The 19,240-nt window shown below is 60.1% G+C and carries 17 protein-coding genes and 1 pseudogene; 10 read left to right on the top strand and 8 right to left on the bottom strand.

The annotated features are described in order from the left end of the window. Positions 1-231 precede the first annotated feature (231 nt). On the bottom strand, positions 232-1,761 hold the full coding sequence (amaB, locus tag MRBLRC7O_RS19930) for an L-piperidine-6-carboxylate dehydrogenase (protein ID WP_077998595.1): 1,530 nt from the start codon (positions 1,759-1,761) through the stop codon (positions 232-234). Between the two features lie 201 nt (positions 1,762-1,962). Between amaB and MRBLRC7O_RS19925 the strand changes: the two genes are divergently transcribed. After that, a complete protein-coding gene (locus MRBLRC7O_RS19925) occupies positions 1,963-2,865 on the top strand; it encodes a LysR family transcriptional regulator (protein WP_111784248.1) in 903 nt (300 codons plus the stop codon). A gap of 17 nt (positions 2,866-2,882) precedes the next feature. Here the strand turns inward: MRBLRC7O_RS19925 and MRBLRC7O_RS19920 are convergent, their stop codons facing one another. Both MRBLRC7O_RS19920 and MRBLRC7O_RS19915 read right to left on the bottom strand, forming a co-directional pair. After that, the gene (locus MRBLRC7O_RS19920) at positions 2,883-3,851 is read right to left on the bottom strand and encodes a glutathione S-transferase family protein (RefSeq protein ID WP_111792999.1); all 969 of its coding nucleotides are present in this window, start codon (positions 3,849-3,851) and stop codon (positions 2,883-2,885) included. Positions 3,852-3,956: 105 nt separating this feature from the next. Further along, positions 3,957-4,844, bottom strand: coding sequence for a DMT family transporter (locus MRBLRC7O_RS19915; protein WP_111792998.1), 888 nt, complete (start codon positions 4,842-4,844; stop codon positions 3,957-3,959). A 380-nt stretch (positions 4,845-5,224) separates the two neighbouring features. Between MRBLRC7O_RS19915 and MRBLRC7O_RS19910 the strand changes: the two genes are divergently transcribed. Both MRBLRC7O_RS19910 and MRBLRC7O_RS19905 read left to right on the top strand, forming a co-directional pair. Continuing rightward, complete coding sequence (locus tag MRBLRC7O_RS19910) at positions 5,225-6,541, top strand: UDP-glucose dehydrogenase family protein (RefSeq protein ID WP_003508722.1); 1,317 nt, start codon at positions 5,225-5,227, stop codon at positions 6,539-6,541. An 86-nt stretch (positions 6,542-6,627) separates the two neighbouring features. After that, on the top strand, positions 6,628-7,650 hold the full coding sequence (locus MRBLRC7O_RS19905) for an NAD-dependent epimerase (RefSeq protein ID WP_087746418.1): 1,023 nt from the start codon (positions 6,628-6,630) through the stop codon (positions 7,648-7,650). Between the two features lie 2 nt (positions 7,651-7,652). On the opposite strand, the gene MRBLRC7O_RS19900 is transcribed toward MRBLRC7O_RS19905, so the two are convergent. The 3 genes from MRBLRC7O_RS19900 to MRBLRC7O_RS19890 are packed head-to-tail and all read right to left on the bottom strand — an operon-like array spanning position 7,653 to position 11,414. Next, positions 7,653-8,699 carry a glutathione synthase gene (locus MRBLRC7O_RS19900; protein WP_003508719.1) on the bottom strand — a complete coding sequence of 349 codons (1,047 nt, stop codon included), beginning with the start codon at positions 8,697-8,699 and terminating at the stop codon, positions 7,653-7,655. Positions 8,700-8,709: 10 nt separating this feature from the next. Further along, entirely contained in the window at positions 8,710-10,587 is a 1,878-nt protein-coding gene (locus tag MRBLRC7O_RS19895) for a flavohemoglobin expression-modulating QEGLA motif protein (RefSeq protein ID WP_111792995.1), read from the bottom strand. After that, a complete protein-coding gene (locus MRBLRC7O_RS19890; protein ID WP_111793005.1) occupies positions 10,584-11,414 on the bottom strand; it encodes an N-formylglutamate amidohydrolase in 831 nt (276 codons plus the stop codon). Before MRBLRC7O_RS19890 ends, MRBLRC7O_RS19895 begins: the two co-directional genes overlap by 4 nt. A 291-nt stretch (positions 11,415-11,705) precedes the next feature. Between MRBLRC7O_RS19890 and MRBLRC7O_RS19885 the strand changes: the two genes are divergently transcribed. The 6 genes and pseudogenes from MRBLRC7O_RS19885 to MRBLRC7O_RS19860 all read left to right on the top strand — a co-directional run bounded on the left by MRBLRC7O_RS19885 (position 11,706) and on the right by MRBLRC7O_RS19860 (position 15,587). Further along, positions 11,706-11,927 (top strand): hypothetical protein, encoded by a 222-nt coding sequence (locus MRBLRC7O_RS19885; protein ID WP_020009963.1) that lies wholly within the window; start codon positions 11,706-11,708, stop codon positions 11,925-11,927. A gap of 18 nt (positions 11,928-11,945) precedes the next feature. Beyond that, on the top strand, positions 11,946-12,506 hold the full coding sequence (locus tag MRBLRC7O_RS19880; RefSeq protein ID WP_020009964.1) for a type 1 glutamine amidotransferase domain-containing protein: 561 nt from the start codon (positions 11,946-11,948) through the stop codon (positions 12,504-12,506). Positions 12,507-12,567: 61 nt separating this feature from the next. Next, positions 12,568-13,009: pseudogene (locus MRBLRC7O_RS19875) on the top strand (PPC domain-containing DNA-binding protein). Positions 13,010-13,063: 54 nt separating this feature from the next. Continuing rightward, positions 13,064-13,924 (top strand): TIGR02587 family membrane protein, encoded by an 861-nt coding sequence (locus MRBLRC7O_RS19870; protein WP_060723402.1) that lies wholly within the window; start codon positions 13,064-13,066, stop codon positions 13,922-13,924. Positions 13,925-13,931: 7 nt separating this feature from the next. Continuing rightward, entirely contained in the window at positions 13,932-14,342 is a 411-nt protein-coding gene (locus tag MRBLRC7O_RS19865; RefSeq protein WP_060723403.1) for a TIGR02588 family protein, read from the top strand. An 18-nt stretch (positions 14,343-14,360) separates the two neighbouring features. After that, the gene (locus tag MRBLRC7O_RS19860; protein WP_111820671.1) at positions 14,361-15,587 is read left to right on the top strand and encodes an NAD(P)/FAD-dependent oxidoreductase; all 1,227 of its coding nucleotides are present in this window, start codon (positions 14,361-14,363) and stop codon (positions 15,585-15,587) included. Between the two features lie 6 nt (positions 15,588-15,593). Here MRBLRC7O_RS19860 and MRBLRC7O_RS19855 read toward each other — a convergent pair whose 3' ends face one another. Then, on the bottom strand, positions 15,594-16,079 hold the full coding sequence (locus MRBLRC7O_RS19855) for an MgtC/SapB family protein (protein WP_003508703.1): 486 nt from the start codon (positions 16,077-16,079) through the stop codon (positions 15,594-15,596). A 172-nt stretch (positions 16,080-16,251) separates the two neighbouring features. Here MRBLRC7O_RS19855 and MRBLRC7O_RS19850 point away from each other — a divergent pair, with 172 nt between their 5' ends. Continuing rightward, entirely contained in the window at positions 16,252-16,752 is a 501-nt protein-coding gene (locus MRBLRC7O_RS19850; protein WP_020009970.1) for a YciE/YciF ferroxidase family protein, read from the top strand. Positions 16,753-16,821: 69 nt separating this feature from the next. Here MRBLRC7O_RS19850 and MRBLRC7O_RS19845 read toward each other — a convergent pair whose 3' ends face one another. Continuing rightward, a complete protein-coding gene (locus MRBLRC7O_RS19845) occupies positions 16,822-19,158 on the bottom strand; it encodes a glucose/quinate/shikimate family membrane-bound PQQ-dependent dehydrogenase (RefSeq protein ID WP_003508700.1) in 2,337 nt (778 codons plus the stop codon). Positions 19,159-19,240 lie beyond the last annotated feature (82 nt).

Here is a 19,240-nt window from a genome sequence, read left to right as displayed (position 1 = left end):
GTCACCAGCCCCTCTGGCCGGTTCACGATATGGAGCAATGCTAGGGTTTTCCAGTAAAACGATAGAGAGACGATAATTCAATATGAGCGATATTGCGGGAATAAAATTCCGCGCAAATGCGTCTTTTCCGCAAATCGTCTCGGGCACCCTCGTCTGACCCATCAAATAGAAATGCCGGCGCGGATGACGCCGCGCCGGCACGATGGATCAATTTTTCTATCGCCGAGGCGATTATTCGATATCGAAGGAAACGCCCTGCGCCAGCGGCAGCGCCTTGGAGTAGTTGATGGTGTTGGTGGCGCGGCGCATATAGGCCTTCCACGCATCCGAACCGGATTCACGGCCGCCGCCGGTTTCCTTCTCACCGCCGAAGGCGCCACCGATTTCCGCACCCGAGGTGCCGATATTGACATTGGCAATGCCGCAATCGGAGCCTTCCGACGACAGGAACCGTTCCGATTCCTGCATATCGCGGGTGAAGATCGATGAGGAAAGACCAGCCGCGACGGCGTTATGGTCGTCAATCGCCTGGTCGAGATCGCTGTATTTCATGACATAGAGGATCGGCGCGAAGGTTTCTTCCAGCACCGGTCCCGCCTGCTTCGGCATTTCGACAAGCGCCGGCTTGACGTAATAGGCATCCGGCGCACCCGTATCCACACGGCCGCCGCCATTTACCACGCCATCATGGGCTTTCGCCGCTTCGAGGGCCTTCTGCATGCCGTCGAAAGCCGCCTTGTCGACCAGCGGGCCGACGAGTGCGGAGGTTTCCAGCGGGTTGCCGACAGAAACGGAGGCATAAGCCTTTTTCAGACGCGGCACGAGCTGGTCATAAACGCTGTCATGCACGAAGAGACGGCGAAGCGTGGTGCAGCGCTGGCCGGCCGTACCCATGGCGCCGAAGGCGATGGCGCGCAGCGCCATGTCGAGATCGGCGGACGGGCAGACGATGCCGGCATTGTTGCCGCCAAGCTCCAGAATGGCGCGGGCGAAGCGTTTCGCCAGACGCGGGCCGACATCGCGGCCCATGCGGGTGGAGCCGGTGGCCGAGACGAGCGGCACCTTGGGATTGTCCACCAATGCCTCACCCACGGCGCGGTCGCCGATCAGCAGCTGGGACAGGCCTTCCGGCGCATCACCGAAACGGGCGGCGGCGCGTTCGAAGATGCCCTGAACGGCCAGCGCCGTGAGCGGCGTCTTTTCCGAAGGCTTCCAGACAACCGAGTTGCCGCAGACGATGGCGAGTGCCGCATTCCACGACCACACCGCGACCGGGAAATTGAAGGCGGAGATGACGCCGACGACGCCGAGCGGATGCCAGGTTTCCATCATCCGGTGGCCGGGGCGTTCGGTGGCGATGGTGAGGCCATAAAGCTGGCGGGAAAGGCCGACCGCGAAATCGCAGATATCGATCATTTCCTGCACTTCGCCGAGACCTTCGGAGGGAACCTTGCCTGCTTCCAGCGAGACGAGACGTCCGAGATCGGCCTTAAAAGCCCGCAGCTCTTCGCCGAGCAGCCGGATCAGTTCGCCACGGCGGGGCGCCGGTACATTGCGCCATACCTTGAAGGCGGCATCGGCCCTGTCGACCACGGCGGCGACACCTTCGACCGAGATGGTCTTGAGGCTCGCGACCTGTTCACCGGTCACCGGGCTGAAGGAGGCCATATCGCCGCCGGTATAGAGATCGCGGGCAACGCCCATCCTGTCGAGCAGGGCCGCGGCTTCCTGTTTCACGTCGAGCTTCGTGGTCGCATCCATGTCCATCGTCCTTTTGGCTGAAAGGGGAGGAAAGGCCGTTTTGATACGGCGCTTTCAACTCCCGTCACTCGTCTTTCCCCGAATTTGTCATTCGTTCTTTGAAACTGGCGTTTTGCACCGTTCCATTCTTTCCCGTAATCATATATGGCCATAATGACCCTTTTCCAATGAGGAAAGCGGGTAAGTTGATGCGAGAATGGAATGGATCCACGCCGAAGACTGGTCCCTGACATCGTTACCCTGCAGGCGTTCGAATGCGCGGCACGGCACGGCAATTTTACGCGTGCTGCGGAAGAACTCAACCTCACGCAGAGCGCGGTGAGCCGGCAGATCGGCGAACTCGAAGCGCAGACGGGAATGCAGCTGTTCGAGCGCATCCGCAGGCGGGTCGTGCTTTCAGAGGCGGGGCGCAAATTCCTGCCCGATGTGCGGCGCCTCCTGCAGCAATCCGAGCAGCTGATGGTGCGCGCGGTTTCGGCAGGAACATCGCAGGCATCGCTTTCGGTAGCGACACTGCCGACATTCGGCAGCCGCTGGCTGATGCCGCGCCTCTCCCGCTTCATCGACACCAATCCTGATATGACGATCACGATCGGCTCACGATCGCACCCCTTCGATTTCGACGAGGAAGGGTTCGATCTCGCCATTCATTATGGCCAGCCGGTCTGGGCGCATGGCACCTGCACATTTTTATGCAATGAGGTGATCGTGCCGGTCGCGAGCCCCGCCCTGCTGCACCGCGCCGGCGTGAGTCGGCCGCAGGACCTGACCGGGCAACCGCTCCTGCATGTGACGACGCGGCCGAAACTATGGACGGAATGGCTGGAAATGAACGGGGTGACGGCTGATAATGCCTATCAGGGCAGCCGTTTCGACCAGTTCTCCATGATCATCGAGGCTGCGGCGAGCGGCATCGGTTTCGCCCTTCTGCCGAAATATCTCATCGAGGCGGAGATCGCCTCCGGCCGCCTCGAAATCGTCTTCGACATCCCGCTGCAGACCGACAAGAGCTATTACGTGGCCCTGCCGGAAGGACGGCAGGACAATGCGCTGGCCCGCGCCTTTCAGGCCTGGCTGCTCGATCAGGTCGGCAAGCCGGTTTAGTCCGTTATCCGTTCACCTCACAGCGAAACGTCATCCAGCCCCGGAAGATCAGGACCGACAGGCACGATGCGGGTCGGGTTGAGCGCCTTGATGGAATAATAACCGCGCTTGATATGGTCGATATTGACCGTGTCACGCACGCCCGGAACGTTCAGCACCCGCATCATATAAGCCTGCAGGGCGGGATAATCGGCGATGCGGCGGAGATTGCATTTGAACAGGCCGTAATAGGCGGCATCGAAACGCACCAGCGTCACAAAAAACCGGACATCCGTTTCGGTCAGGAGACCGCCGAAAAGGAAAGGCCCGCCTGAGACGAGGCGGATTTCAAGCTCCTGAAGCGTCGCGAACACGTCGGCGAAGGCTTCTTCATAAGCGACCTGCGTGGTGGCAAAACCGGTTCTGTAAACGCCGTTGTTGAGCCGCGGATAGATGTGGTCATTGAGAGCATCGATCTCATCGCGCAGCGCTTCCGGATACAGGTCCACGCCATTGTCGGCCAGAGCGCCGAAACCGGAATTCAGCATGCGCAGAATATCGGCGGATTCGTTGTTGACGATGGTTTTCGTCTTTTTGTCCCAGAGCACGGGCACGGTGGCGCGACCGGTATAGTGCGGATCCGCGCTGGTATAGACCTCATGCATATAGGTAAAGCCGTTGAGCGTATCGCGATCCGAGCCCGGATAGTCGCCGAATTTCCAGCCCTCGTCGGAAAGGGCGGGCTCGACAACGGAGACCGAAATCACCTCTTCCAGCTTCTTCAACTTCCGGCCAATCAGCGTGCGCGATGCCCAGGGGCAAATCAGCGCGACGTAAAGATGATAGCGGCCGGGCTCAGCGGCAAAACCGCCCTCACCCGTTGGTCCAGCCGAACCGTCAGGTGTCACCCAGTTGCGGAAGCCCGAGGTCTGGCGGACAAAGCCGCCTTTCTTGTCGGTCGCCTGCACCGGATGCCAGTCAGCGGTCCATTTTCCATCCACGAGCATTTGCGGCTCCCCGTTCATCTAAAGATGAAAGCCTTATGGGCCGGGTCACCACCGCTTCACAAGCCGCGCTTCGGTTGACGCACTGTTTCCGATCGGCGGATGGACTCAAAGGCGATTGCGGAAAAACGGGTTCCAGCGCACGGTGCCCAGCCTCACCTTTTCGCGGATCATCGTGAGCAGCCCCGATGCGGCGATGACGCTCAATCCCAGCACCGCCATGGCGTCAGGATATTCGTGGAAGAAGGCCATGCCGATCGCCACGGCCCAGAGGATTTGCGAATAATGCGACGGCGCAATCTGGCTCGCCGGCGCGATACGGGTTGCGACCAGAAGCGTGACCTGCCCCGTTGCCGTGCAAAGCCCGATGAAGGCGAAGGCCAGAAGCTGGTGCAGATCGGGCATGACAAAATCGGGGATGGAGGCAATACCGTTGAAGGTGAGGCCATAGATCAACAGCACGCCCATGATCGAAGTCCGCTTTTCCTTGCCCGCAAGTGAGCGCAAAAGCACGATGGTCATGGCCGCCAGGAACGCGACGCCGATGGCGGCGATATGCCCAAGTTCCAGCGTCTTGAAGCCCGGCCGCACGACGAGGATGACACCGACGATGCCGGCCAGAACCGCCGCCCAGCGCCAGGGGCCGATATTCTCCTTCAGCACGACGGCGGAAAGGACGGTCACGAAGAGCGGTGACAGGAAGATCAGCGCATAGGCTTCCGCCAGCGGAATGGTGGTGAAGGCATAGATGCCTAACATACCAGCGAAGAGGCCGGAAATGGCCCGGCCATGCACGGCGAAAGGCCGGCTCATGCGCCAGAATTCACGCCATCTTTCCTCGCGCGGCTTGCTGAAGAAGATGAAGATGCCGGAAAAGAGGATGCTGAAGAAGCCGATTTCGAAAACGCTGATCTGCGATCCAAGCGACTTGATGGTGGCATCGCCCAAGGAAAAGGTCGCATAAGCGAACAGGCCGAGCAGAAAACCCTTTTGCATTTGAACGTCCCCGAACACCGACCGCAACGCAAAGCTTCCCCCGGTCGCGTGAAGCAACCCGGACGCCCCTTCAAGGGGCAGACAGTCTGGCAGATTTGATCCTCACCCTATGGCTAGACCCGGCTACCTATGAGTGCAAGCCGCAAAACAGGCAAAAATGCGCGATCTCACCGCATCGATGCAATCGGCTGCAAGGTGCGGCAAATTTGTCCCGCCGCGGCCATCACATCACCGTCATGGAAAGAGGTTAGCCGGTGTTGATCGTGGCGCTTGGCGACGGGCATGAAGGCGGCTAAGTATGTCATGGTATTTTTCACCCGCCGATTTCCCCGGCCGGTGTCGCTGCGTTAACATGACCTCGCTAACCGAAAGGAAAAAGAATGCGGATTGTGATGATCGGTTCGGGTTATGTCGGCCTCGTGTCCGGCGCGTGTTTTGCAGATTTCGGCCATGACGTGGTCTGCGTCGACAAGATGCCGGAGAAGATCGAAGCCCTGAAAAACGGCCATATCCCGATCTTCGAGCCGGGTCTCGATGTCATCGTTGCCAACAATGCCAAGGCTGGCCGATTGAGCTTCACGACGGATCTTTCCGCCGCGGTCGCCAATGCCGAGGTCGTCTTCATCGCGGTCGGCACCCCCTCGCGGCGCGGCGATGGCCATGCCGATCTCGGTTATGTCTATGCGGCGGCGAAAGAGATCGCCCATGCACTCGACGGATTTACCGTCATCGTCACCAAATCCACCGTTCCCGTCGGCACCGGTGACGAGGTGGAACGCATCATCCACGAGGAAAACCCCTCGGCCGATTTCGCCGTGGTCTCCAACCCGGAATTCCTGCGCGAAGGTGCCGCCATTGAGGATTTCAAGCGGCCGGACCGCATCGTCGTCGGCCTTTCGGATGAGCGCGCCCGCCCCGTCATGACCGAGGTTTACCGCCCGCTTTATCTCAACCAGTCGCCGCTGCTCTTCACCACCAGACGTGCATCCGAACTCATCAAATATGCCGCCAACGCTTTTCTGGCGATGAAGATCACCTTCATCAACGAGATGGCTGATCTGTGCGAAAAGGTCGGCGCCAATGTGCAGGATGTCTCGCGCGGCATCGGGCTCGATGGCCGTATCGGCCCGAAATTCCTGCATGCCGGCCCCGGTTATGGCGGCTCCTGTTTTCCCAAGGACACGCTGGCGCTCGCCAAGACCGCGCAGGACTATGACGCCCCGGTGCGGCTGATCGAGACCACCATCGCCATCAACGACAACCGCAAGCGCGCCATGGGCCGCAAGGTCATCAACGCGATGGGCGGTGATGTGCGCGGCAAGAAGATTGCCGTGCTTGGCCTCACCTTCAAGCCGAATACCGACGACATGCGCGACAGCCCGGCAATCGCCATCATCCAGACCCTGCAGGATGGCGGCGCGAAAGTGGTCGGTTACGATCCGGAAGGCATGGCGAATGCCCGCCACCTGATGGAAGACATCGACTATGCGGACGGCCCTTACGAGGCAGCGGAAGACGCCGACGCCGTGGTGATCGTGACGGAATGGAACCAGTTCCGCGCGCTCGACCTGCCGCGCCTGAAGGCGATCATGAAAAGCCCTGTTCTGGTGGACCTGCGCAATATCTACCGCACGGATGAAGTCGCCGCGCATGGCTTCATCTATGCCGCAGTCGGTCGTCCGCACGAAGGCGCATAGAGGTTTCGTTTTCTCAATTTCATTAAAAGGTTTTCTGCGCTTCGGTCAGACCGAAAACGCACCAACGGATTCGGGATATAATCATCATGCGTTATCTGGTTACCGGTACGGCTGGCTTCATCGGCTTTTACGTTGCGAAACGGCTGCTGGACGCCGGCCATTTCGTGACCGGCTTCGACGGCATGACGAAATATTACGATGTCAGCCTCAAGGAAAAACGCCACGCCATTCTTTCCCGCTCCAACGGCTTCCGGGCCGAGATCGGCATGCTGGAAGATACGGATGCGCTGAAGCGAGCGGCAGAGGCCGCCGAGCCTGAGATCATCATCCACCTCGCAGCCCAGGCGGGTGTTCGTTACAGCCTTGAAAATCCGCGCGCCTATATCGATTCCAATCTCATCGGCTCGTTCAACATGCTGGAGCTCGCCAGAAGCCTTGATGTCAAGCACCTGATGCTGGCATCGACCTCCTCCATCTACGGCGCCAACGAGAAAATCCCCTTCGCGGAAAGCGACAAGGCCGACGAGCCGATGACGCTTTACGCGGCCACCAAAAAATCGATGGAGCTGATGGCGCACAGCTATGCCCATCTACACAAGCTGCCCACCACCGCCTTCCGTTTCTTCACGGTCTATGGCCCGTGGGGACGGCCGGACATGGCGCCGATCAAATTCGTCGACGCCGTCTCCAACGGCAGAGCGATCGATATTTACGGGCAAGGTAATATGAGCCGCGATTTCACCTATATCGATGACCTCGTGGAAGGCATCGTCCGGCTGAGCACGGTCATCCCTTCCGAGGAAAACCGGGTCACTCAGGAAGGTGTCACCGACACGCTCTCGCACCATGCGCCGTTCCGCATCGTCAATATCGGCGGCGGCCAGCCGGTGGAACTGATGCATTTCGTTGAGACGGTCGAAAAGGCGGTCGGCAGGCCGGCTATCCGCAACATGCTGCCGATGCAGCAGGGCGATGTGCCCCGCACCTTCGCCTCGCCCGATCTTTTGAGAGCCCTGACCGGCTACGTGCCGCAAACCCCGGTCGAGGAGGGCATCAAGGCCCTCGTCGCCTGGTACCGCGAAATGCACCCGGCCGAATTACGGGAATAAGCTCACAGCGTCGCCAGCAGGCGGTTGGAGATGGTGCCGCCGGACGCGCTCTGCATGCTGATCTTGGTTTCCACGGCCTCGATGATCGTGTCGCTGAAATCCATCTCGGTGAGATCGCGGATATTGGAAAGGCCGCCCGGCGAAAACACGTTCACTTCCAGTATCTTGTCACCGACAATGTCGAGCCCGACGAGGAACATGCCGTCCTCCACGAGCTTCGGCCGCACCATCTCGGCAAGCGCCACGATTTCATCCGTCACCTTCACCGCCTCGGCGGTGCCTTTGGCATGGATGTTGGAGCGCAGGTCGCCCTTGGCCGGCACGCGGCGAAGGGCGGCATATTTGCCGTCACGCATCAGCGGCCGGCCATTCATCATGAAGAAGCGGATATCACCATCCTTCGCAGCCGGCAGATAGGCCTGCGCGATCAGATAACCCTCAAGGCTGACCGCCTCGAAAATCTGGTTGAGATTGGCCTCCTTGCTGGAGCCGATCTTGAAGACGTTCTTACCGCCGGAACCCTGCAGCGGCTTGACGATGACGCCCTTGGGGTGGCCATCGGCAAAGGCGCGTATTTCATCGACATTGCGCGAGATGATCGTGGTGGGGCGGACGATTTCAGGAAAGCTCTGGAAATAGAGCTTGTTCTGCGCCAGCGCCAGTCCTTCGGGATCATTCAGCACCACAACGCCGCGCTGTTCGGCAAGCCGCCCGAACAGGATACCCGCATGCACCGCCCACGGTCGCGTTGTCTGGTCGAGCGAGGGGTCGTTGCGCAGCATCAGCGCATCGATTTCCTCCACATCCATGGTGCGCCGCTCCAGCGCCTTGTCCTGAAGGGCGGCATGGAAGCCTTCCGATTTCTTGTATTTTGTCTTCGGCAATACGGTGGCATGGATGGTCAGGCTGTCATCCGCGCGCAGGGTAAAATCCCCTGGTGTCAGATAGACCACCTCATGGCCGCGATTGAGCGCCGCCATGGCAAGCAGGCCGGTCGCGTAGTTCGGCCCCTCGGTTTCGATGGAATTGACGAAAAATGCGATACGCATGAAGCCCCTCCTATAAAGTCGCCAGTTCGGCAATGGATAATCCCGCCCGTATTTTTTCCAGCCGCTCATTGGCCTTGGCGGGCAGCAGAAATGCGGGTCGGACACCCGGCGGACGAAGCAGGCCGCGCAGGGCGAGCTCCTGCATGACAGGAAAATGGGCCGCCGCAATCTTGCCCATCCAGAACGGATCGAGCGCGCCGCCCCTGCGCAGATGGTCCATCACCTCGGCCAACCCGCGCAGATAAATCGCATCCTTGGAGAGACCCCCGCCGCGATAGATGCGCAGCACCATGTTGAAGGCCGCGGCCTCGTCGAAACCGTGTTCGCGGGTCATGATGCGGAAAGTGTCCACGAAAGTCGCACCATCCAGCATGGCGGCGCAGCCGACGACGCGGCCGGCGATCAGCCGCAGGCGCTCGCGCGTCATGCCGCCGGCCAGATGTTCCGCCAGCACCGCCAGCCCTTCCTGCACGCCCTCATAACCGGAAAGGCCGGTGCGGAAGAGCCGCAGCCCCTGAAATGAGCCGTTGAAATAGGTAAGAAGATGCACACCGATCTCATGCGACAGGAGCGCCTCGACACGGCGCTGTTCCATGACAGTATGGCGGGAGATCAAGAGCTTCTCGCCCGTCACCATCAGGCCGGGTGGCAGGTCATCACGGATTTCGACGCGGGCCTTGAATTCCGGCTCCTCGCCCAGATAGGTCTCGACCATTTCGCGCGACTTCCTGGCGACCACGTAACAATCCACCATGGCGATTTCGCCGCTTTCTTGCCTGTGCGGGCAATCCTCAAGCACGCGAAGCGCCAGCGTCAGAAGAGCGGGTTCGACGGCGCCATAGAGGGCGCGTGAAAAATCGGTGAAGGTGCGATGATGCAGGCTCGCCAGCATCGTCAGCTGCAGATCGATCTCCCGCTGTTTCTCCCGGTAGAGATGATAGAGCACCGGGTCTTCAAGATGGTCGAAGACGACGGAATAGAGCTTGCGCTTCTGCTCCTCCACATCCACGCCCAGCGGCCGGTAAAGCAGGCGCGGCGCGTACTGGAAGCTGCCATCGCGAAACTCCTCGAATGCCCGCCGCGCATTGATGGGCGTGACGGAGAGAAGAAAATCGAAGGAGGAGACAATCTCGTCGATCGACCGGTCGGCACGTTTGACCGCATCGACAAAGGCCTTGCGGCCAAGCGCCCGGTGACTGGTGACCTTCAGCGCATCCATGCCGGAGGAAAAAGACGAAAAGGCCTGCAGACCGGCATCGAAGAGATCGGCAATCATCGTCTCGCGCAGACCGGGATAATCCGCACCGGATTCCGGCTGGCGATAGATCGGCGCGAAGCGCACGCTGATGCAGGGAAAATCCAGTCCGGCATTCTGAAACCGGAGGACCGGGTCGGCTTCCGGCTCCGGCCGGGTGATGCGCGGCGTGCGAAAGCGCACTTCGGCATCACAGACCGCCTTGATGAAGACCCGGCGCGCTTTCTGGGTTTCCGGTTCTGACGTCGCCGAGACCGAAACCTCATAATGCGGCAGGAAGGGAGAGTCGTCGGCGAGCAGGATGTCGTGTTCAAGCTCGCCAATATCGAGAACAATAAAGGCGCCGAAACGCTCGCGCATGACCGCGCCGACCGCCTCGATCAGCGGCGCGGCCTCCTGAATGTTCGAAGCGATGAGATAGGAGGCATGGGCGGCGGCGATGTCGCGCGCGGCGAGATCTTTCGTGCCGCCCGTCAGATGCAGGCAGAGGAACGGCAGCGGTCGGTCGATGTGCAAACGGCCGTCTTTTCCGACATCGCGGCGGATGGCCTTGCCGGCTTCCAGGCACAACACCACGTCATCGACCAGATCGGTGATTGGGGATGGCGCGCTGCGGACGGGTGAGAGGTTCATCGCCGCGCCCTCAGACATTCTTCGAGAACCGGCTGGAGCGTTGCGATCGCTTCACGAATATCCGCCACCACGCGCTCATCCGGCTTTCCCGTCCACTCGTCCATGAAGAATTTCTTGAACTCGATTGCAATGGCGCAGCCATTTTCGGCGAAACGCTCGTGGATGAAGCGCGTCTGCTCGCCCTTGCCCTGAAACGCCACATTCTCGCGAACATCGAGACGGCGTCCGCCGATGGTCGCAGACGCGAAATGATGACCGACCGCGCTGACGACATCGCCCCATCGGCTGCGATCCATGGAAAAGGTGCCGATATTGATATCGGGCGCCTCCGCCTGCGCCGTCGCCGGTGCGTCGGCGCCCTGCCGGCGATGATTGTAACTGTGCACATCCAGCACCACGAAAGCACCATGCCGTCGCTCGAGCGTTGAGAGAACGGTTTCAAGCATCGCGTAATAATCGGCGTGGAAATCGAGCGATTGCCGGCTGGCCTGTTCCGGCGGCGTCTGGTTCCAAACCTCCAGCCCCCAGGATTGTTCCGGCTTCAGATAGATCGCCTGATCGGTGGCGCGATTGAGATCGACTTCAAAACGGGAATGGTGAACGACGATCCGGTTCGTCAATCCGGCGACCATCTCGCCGGTAAAGGGATCCTCCTCTCTCAGCCGCTTTTCCGGCGAAAGAGCCATCAGATCGGCTATATCCATGCGGATGAAATGACCGTCATGGATGGCCGTGCCGATAACGGGCGAATTGCCGAAATCGATCGACCAGAAGCCCCTGTTTTCGTTGTTACCCCGGTATTCGCCGTCACTCTGTGTGGCTGCCATGCTGCCTCCCTGCATCGGGGATAAAACAACACGACATGTCCGTTTGTTCCGGTAAAAAATTGCGCACTATTCATTTGTGCCTGGCAATGATGCCGCCCGAAAAAACTGCGGAACCATCCTTTAAAGCTCACGTTGTTCCAGCAGGAGGGCCGCCGTGTCAAACGGACACGATGGTGCCGAAGAACACCGGGATTTTTCCGTTTTCTCCCGGTGGCCAACGAAATGGCAGCCGAGCTTCTTACCCATCCGGCGCCCCTCCGTTCCCGTTTTCCACGCACAAGGAGCTGCGACATGGAAAAGACCGAAACACGCAAACTTGCGGAAGAATATCTGCGGCTCGGCGGCACCCGCAAGGTCATGATCGACGACAACAAGACCTTCGTGCGCCAATGGAAAGCCGAACCGGCGGAAGCCGAGCGATTTTGGCAAACCAACATCGAAAATCTCGATGAGAAGCGCCTCAAGGACGTGGAATTCTTCCTCCCCTCCATGAATTCCGACAAGGACGACTGAACCCAGAAGGAGACAGATATGACTGCCATCAACGCCGCAAAAATCCTCATTCTCGCAACGGACGGATACGAACGTTCCGAGCTGCGGGTGCCGTATGACCAGTTGAAGGCCAAGGGTGCGGACGTGAAGATCGCCTCCATCAAGGAGGGCGAAATCAAGAGCTGGGATAAGAAGAACTGGGGCGACAGCATCACCGTCGATCTCTCGGCCAAGACCGTAAAAACCGAAGATTTTGACGCGCTGGTTCTTCCCGGTGGCCAGATCAACCCGGATATTCTGCGCCATGACGAGGATGCGATGCGGGTGGTTCGCGATTTCGTCAAATCGGGCAAGGTGGTTGCCGCCATCTGCCATGCGCCGTGGCTGCTTGTCGAAGCGGACGCCCTGCGCGGCCGCGACGCCACTTCCTATTGGTCGATCAAGACCGACCTCAAGAATGCCGGCGCCAACTGGAAGGATGAAAAGGTGGTAACGGACAAGGGTATCATCACCTCCCGCAGCCCTGACGATCTCGATGCCTTCGTCGCCAAGATCGTGGAAGAGATTGAGGAAGGCCGTCACGAACGTCGCGCCGCTTAAGACACGAACGACATTCCCGTGCCGCCGGTTTCCGGCGGCACTTTTATTTTGGAGGAAGAATATGAAAAGCAGATTGCTGGCAAGCGGCGCGGAGCGCACCTTCATCCTCGTCATCGATCCCGAGGAAGAAGCCTTCGAGGCCATCAGGCGTTTTGCCAGGGCCGAGAACATCAACGCCGCCTCTGTCACCGCGATCGGCGCCTTCGCCACGGCAACGCTCGCCTTTTTTTGATCTGTCCACGCAGGACTACAAGGAAATACCGGTCACCGAACAGAGCGAGGTCCTGAGCCTGCTTGGCGACATTACGCTTGACGAGAACGACACGCCCAATCCGCACCTGCATGTGGTTCTGGGTTTTGCCGACGGGTCCACAAAAGGCGGCCATTTTCTGAAGGGCGTGGTTCGTCCCACTCTGGAAGTCGTCATTCGCGAAACGCCCGCAGAATTGCGGCGCAGCTATAACAGGGAATTCGGCATCGCCCTTATTGACCCTGCGAAATAAACCCAACGGAACCGGAAAAACGCCATTGCGTTATCCTCCGCACAAGGGGACGGCATGGCGGTTACGGTCAATCAAAAACATGGGGAAGATGACGAGGTCAGGCAGTTCCTGATCGGCCTTGCGCGCGGCACAGCGGGTGCATTGCTGTTTGCCCTGCCCATGCTGATGACCATGGAAATGTGGTTCCTCGGTCTTTACGTCAACTCATGGCGGCTTCTGCTGCTCTGCATCCTCAACCTGCCGCTGCTTCTTCTTCTTGCCCGCCGCATCGGTTTTGAGAATATCAATTCCTGGAGCCAGGCCCTGCGCGACGCGATAACCGCCTATGGGCTGGGCATCGCTGTCAGCGCGGGCGTGCTCCTGCTGTTCGGCGTTCTGAACGACCAGCTCACCGCCTCCAATATCGTCGCCAAGGTCGCGCTGCAATCCGTTCCCGCCAGCATCGGCGCGCTGCTCGGCCGCAGCCAGCTCGGCCAGCATTCCGACGCAGAGGACGAAGAGGAAGGCGAGTATTCCGGCGAGACAGGTTATCTGCACGAGCTTTTCATGATGGTGGTGGGCGCGCTCTTCCTCAACCTCAATGTCGCCCCGACGGAGGAAATGATCCTGATCGCCTACAAGGTGACGCCCTATCACGTTCTGGCCCTTTGTCTGCTGTCGATCGCCATCATGCATGGCTTTGTCTATGCGCTTCACTTCAAGGGCTCGCATCAGCTGCATGAAGGACAGCAATGGTGGCAATCCTTCATCCGCTTCACCCTGCCCGGCTACGTCATCGCCATCGCCATCAGCATCTATACGCTCTGGACCTTCGAGCGCCTCGACCACACCTCGCTGTCGCAGATCATGAATGCCGCCGTCATTCTCGGTGTTCCAGCCTCGATCGGCGCGGCGTCGGCCCGGCTGATCCTGTGAGGACAAGATGACGATATCGAAAAACGGAAAACAGACGGAAAGCGCCGATCCGCATTGGATCGAATGGGTGACGGGAACCATCTGCACCTTGCTCGTCGCCGCGATGCTCGGCTGGATCGCCTATGACATCTATCGCTATGTACCCGAGGATGCCCGCTTCGACATCGCCGTCACCAGCGTGGAGGGGCAGCCCGGGCAATATCGGGTGAAATTCGACATCCGCAACCTCTCCATGACCACCGCAGCGCAGGTGCAGGTGCGCGGCGACCTGCAGCGGAATGACGCCGCGCCGGAAAACGCCGATGTGACCTTCGATTATGTCGCCTCGGAATCGAAGGACAGCGGCACGCTTTTTTTCCGCAGCGATCCCCGCAGCGGAACGCTCACCCTCACTGTCGCCGGTTATACCGAGCCTTGACCCATTCAGGACATCTTCATGACGACACCGGAACTGACGAAAGAACGCGATCTCAGGGATTCAAAACCGGTCTGGGCCGATAGCCCGCGCATCGGCATCCGCAGCGGGCACACACCCGCCGCCGACCATTACGACACGATCGTCGTCGGCGCCGGCATCAGCGGCGCACTCGTATCCCACGCCCTGCAAAGGCCGGGTCAATCCATGCTCATCATCGACCGGCGCGAACCGGTCATGGGCAGCAGCGTGGCAAGCACCGCGATGATACAGCACGAGATCGACACGCCGCTGACGGAACTCAGAAAGATGATCGGCAGGCCCGCGGCCGACAGGGCATGGCAGCGTTCCGCACGCGCCGTCCTGCGTCTGGAGGAAGTCGTCTCCTCGCTTGGCATCTCCTGCAGCATGAAGCGCAAGCAGGCGCTTTATCTCGCCGGAGACGACATGGGATCGCGCGCGTTGAAAGCCGAAGCGGCCGCGCGCGAAGAAGCTGGCATCGAAGCCCGCTTCCTCTCCGCTGCAGAACTGCGAGAGCAATATGGGCTGGACCGGACCGCCGCCATCCTCAGCGATATCTCGGCCTCCGCCAATCCCGCACAGCTGACGGCCGGCCTTTTGCGCCATACGGCCGGCGCAGGCGCCGAAATCGTCTCCCAGCTTGAGATCACCGATCTTAGAAACCTCGGCAACGAGGTTGTCCTCGCCACCGCCGGCGGCAAGATCCTTTCCGCACGCAATGTCGTTTTCTGCACCGGCTATGAATTCCTGAAAATGCTGGAGAGCCCGAAACACCAGATCATTTCCACCTGGGCTCTGGCGAGCAAAAAGCGGCTCGATCTACCCGGCTGGCTGGAGAACCATATCGTCTGGGAAGCGTCCGATCCCTATCTTTACCTGCGCACCGACCGCGAGGGGAGGATGATCGCCGGAGGCGAGGACGAGGAAAACCCCACCGCCTATCTGTCGGAGCGCAAGCTTTCCGCGAAGGCGAAGACGATCAGCTGCAAGATCGAAAGGCTTCTTGGCGTCGATATGGGAGAGCCGGACTATCGCTGGGCCGCGGCCTTCGGCACCACCACCACCGGCCTGCCGCTGATCGGCGCGGTGCCGGGTATGAAAAACGTCTATGCCGTGATGGGTTTCGGCGGCAATGGCATCACCTTCAGCCAGATCGCCGCCGAAATCGTGGCGGCCGCCGTTAATGGCGGCAAGGACCCGGACGCCGATCTCTTCCGTTTCGGCTGATGCCCGTCAATCCTCCTTGATGCCGGTGGCCACCTGCAAGCGCCGGAGCGTCCAAAGGACAACGATACCGGCGCCGGCGGCGACAAGGGCAAGCGGCCACATGCCGAGACCTGCCGAGAGGCCGATTGCCGCCGAAAGCCACATGCTGGCGCCCGTCGTCAGGCCTTTGACATCCCCTCTCGTATAAACGACCACACCCGCTGCGAGAAAGGCGATGCCCGCCGTCACGGCTTCCACCAGACGGATAGGATCGAGCCGCGCGGCCTCATGACCTTCCGCCATCGTCTCCATCATATGAATGGTGATGATGCAGAAGGTGACGGCAGCAAGGCCGATGAGCATGTTGGTGCGCAAACCGGCCGTGTTCTTGTGAAACTCCCGCTCCAGACCGATCAGGCCGCACAGGATGACCGCGCCAAACACGCGCACCAGCAGTACCTCGAAGGGGATGGAAATATTCATGGAAAATTCTTCTGCAAGGCTCTGGGGCACGTCATGTCTCCTCCCGACATTTATTCCCACTAAGTTCGGAAAGGCTGCGTTGGTTCCGCGCAGCAATATAAACGTTGCGCGCAACCGAGCCGGAACCATGGCAGCGGCAAAGGGTTTGTCTCCCGTGCGCATGGGCGCACATCATGCATTTTCACACATGGGAGAAGGACCAATGGCCGAGAAGAAACTCGACGACCTGTTTTACGACACGCTGAAGGACATCTACTACGCCGAAAGGCAGATCCTGAAGGCCCTGCCGAAAATGGCGCGGGCGGCAACCGACCCGAAGCTGAAACAGGCCTTTGAAAAGCACAAGGAAGAAACCCAGGGCCACGTCGAACGCCTGCAGGAAGTGTTCGAGATCATTGGCAAGCGCGCACAGGGCAAGACCTGCGAAGCCATCCAGGGCATTATCGCCGAGGGCGAGGAGATAATGGAGGACTTCAAAGGCACACCCGCGCTTGATGCCGGTCTCGTTTCATCAGCACAGGCGGTCGAACACTATGAGATCGCCCGCTATGGGACCCTGAAGGCCTGGGCGGAAAAGCTGGGCCACACGAAGGCGGTTTCGCTGCTGGATGCCACGCTCAAGGAAGAGGCAAAGACCGACGATGCGCTGACCGCGCTCGCCGAGACTTCGGTCAACGCCGCCGCCCAGAAAAAGGCCGCGTAATACCCTCAACAACAAAAACCGGAATGGTCACCCATTCCGGTTTTTTATGTGTCTTGAAGACTGCAGAGATTACGGCAGGGTATAGGCGATCACATAATCGCCCGGCTTGGTTCCGACGGAACCGTGACCACCTGCAACCATCACCACATATTGCTTGCCGCCCTCCAGCGCATAGGTCATGGGCGTTGCCTGGCCGCCGGCCGGCAGGCGCGCTTCCCATAGCTGCTTGCCGGTGGTGAGGTCATAGGCGCGCAGATAGTTGTCGACGGCAGCACCGAGGAAGGCCACGCCACCCTTGGTGATCATCGGCCCGCCAATACCAGGCACACCCACCTTGAAGGGCAGTGGCAGCGGCGTCATGTCATAGACCGTGCCGTTCTTGTGCTTGTAGGCGATATCGCCGGTACGCAGGTCGGCACCCGTGACATAACCCCATGGCGGGGCCTGGCACGGGATTTTCAGCGGACCGAGGAACGGGCCCATGAACACGCCATAGGGCGCGCCATCATTGCGGTTCAGGCCCTGTTCGCTACCCTTCTCGTCCTGACCCTTCGGCGGAATGTCGGCGCGCGGCACGAGCTGCGAGGTGAAGGCGAGATAGGTCGGCATGCCGAACATGACCTGGCGTTCGGGGTCGACCGCGACGCTGCCCCAGTTGAAGGTGCCGAAATTGCCGGGATAGATGATCGAGCCGGTCAGTGACGGCGGCGTATAGCGGCCCTTGTAGTTCAGCTGATGGAAGCGGATGCGGCAGGCGAGTTGGTCGAACATGGAGACGCCCCACATGTCCTTTTCCTGCAATGGCTCCGGCTTGAACGACAAGGCCGTCGTCGGCTGCGTCGGTGAGGTGAAGTCCTCAGGGATCGCACCGCCCGGCGCCGGCTCCTCCGTGATCGGCAGAAGCGGCTCGCCGGTGCGCCGGTCGAGAACGTAGATATCGCCCTGCTTGGTCGGGCCGACGAGAGCCGGGATGGTCTGACCGTCCTTGGTGATGTCGAGCAGCACTGGCTGGGCCGGCACGTCCATGTCCCAGAGATCGTGATGAACCGTCTGGCGCACCCAGCGATCCTTGCCGGTGTTGATATCGAGCGCGACGATGGAGGAGGAATATTTCTCCACATTCTCGCTGCGGCCCATACCGAGCTGATCGGGCACCTGATTGCCGAGCGGGATATAAACGAGACCGAGGCCTTCATCATAACTGAAGACCGACCAGCTGTTGGGCGAATTGGTGGTGTAGGTTTCACCCGCCGCAATCGGTTCGGTTTTCGCCGGATTGCCGGAATCCCAGTTCCAGACGAGCGCACCGCTATTCACATCGAAAGCGCGGATGACACCGGACTGTTCCTGCGTGGAATAGTTGTCGTTCACCGCGCCGCCGATGATGATCTTGCCCGCCGCGATGACCGGCGGCGAGGTCGAATAATAATAACCGGCGGGATTGTACTTCATGCCCTGCTCAAGATGCAGCACACCCTGATCGGCAAAAGACGTGCAGACCTGACCGGTGGCCGCGTCAAGCGCGATCAGCCGCGCATCCGAGGTCGGCAGGTAGACGCGTTGGGCGCAGGCCGTGCCTTCAGCAGCATTGGGCTCGGCATAATAGGACACGCCGCGGCAGGTCTGGTGCTGGCGGTCCGGATTAAGACCGACATTCGGGTCGTATTTCCACTTTTCCTTGCCGGTGGCGGCATCGATGGCAATCGCCCAATTATGCGGTGTGCAGATATAAAGCGTATTGCCGATCTTGAGCGGCGTCACCTGATACGTGGTTTCCCCCACATCATCAGGCAGCTTCACATCGCCAGTCTGGTAACGCCAGGCCTCCTTGAGCTGCGAGACATTCTCGACATTGACCTGGGTCAGCGGCGAATAACGCTGTCCATAGGGCGTGCGGCCATATTGATGCCAGTCACCGTCAGGCACATTGCCGCCATAGGCGGGCGTCGCCGAGGCGGTTTCCTGCGGCAGGGAACCTGCCGTGTCGTGTGGATCCTGCGCCATGGAATATCCGGCCACGACGATGGAGGCGAGCACGGATAGCGCAAGCGGCCAGGCGTTCGGCCCATAGCGAAGCCCGGTGGGGCTCGCAAAACCGAGCGGCTTCCGGACCCATGGAACCAGAAGCCACAGCCCGATGAGAATGACGATGCCACCGCGCGGGCCAAGCTGCCACCAGTCGAAGCCAACTTCCCAGATAGCCCAGGCGAGCGTGGCGACAATGAAGACGGCATAGACGTGAAGGGCTGCGCGATTGCGCTTGAACAGCAGAACGGCCGTCAACAGGAAGGCCAGTCCGGAAAGCACGTAATAAAAGCTCCCGCCCAGCATGACGAGCTGAGAGCCGAAACCGAACAGCCCAAGACCGATCAGCGTAAGAACAACTGCAGTGACGGTGACTGCCATGAATGAAACCCCCGATTCCTGTCACTTTGCGTGAAATGAAATCGGGCGCAATCTGGTTCCATGGAAATTATCATCATGGCGA

Origin of the sequence: Agrobacterium radiobacter, from assembly GCF_040801995.1 — a bacterium.
Taxonomy (GTDB): Bacteria; Pseudomonadota; Alphaproteobacteria; order Rhizobiales; family Rhizobiaceae; genus Agrobacterium; species Agrobacterium radiobacter.
Note: the sequence above shows the minus strand (reverse complement) of the source record. Positions and strands in the feature narration are given on the sequence as shown.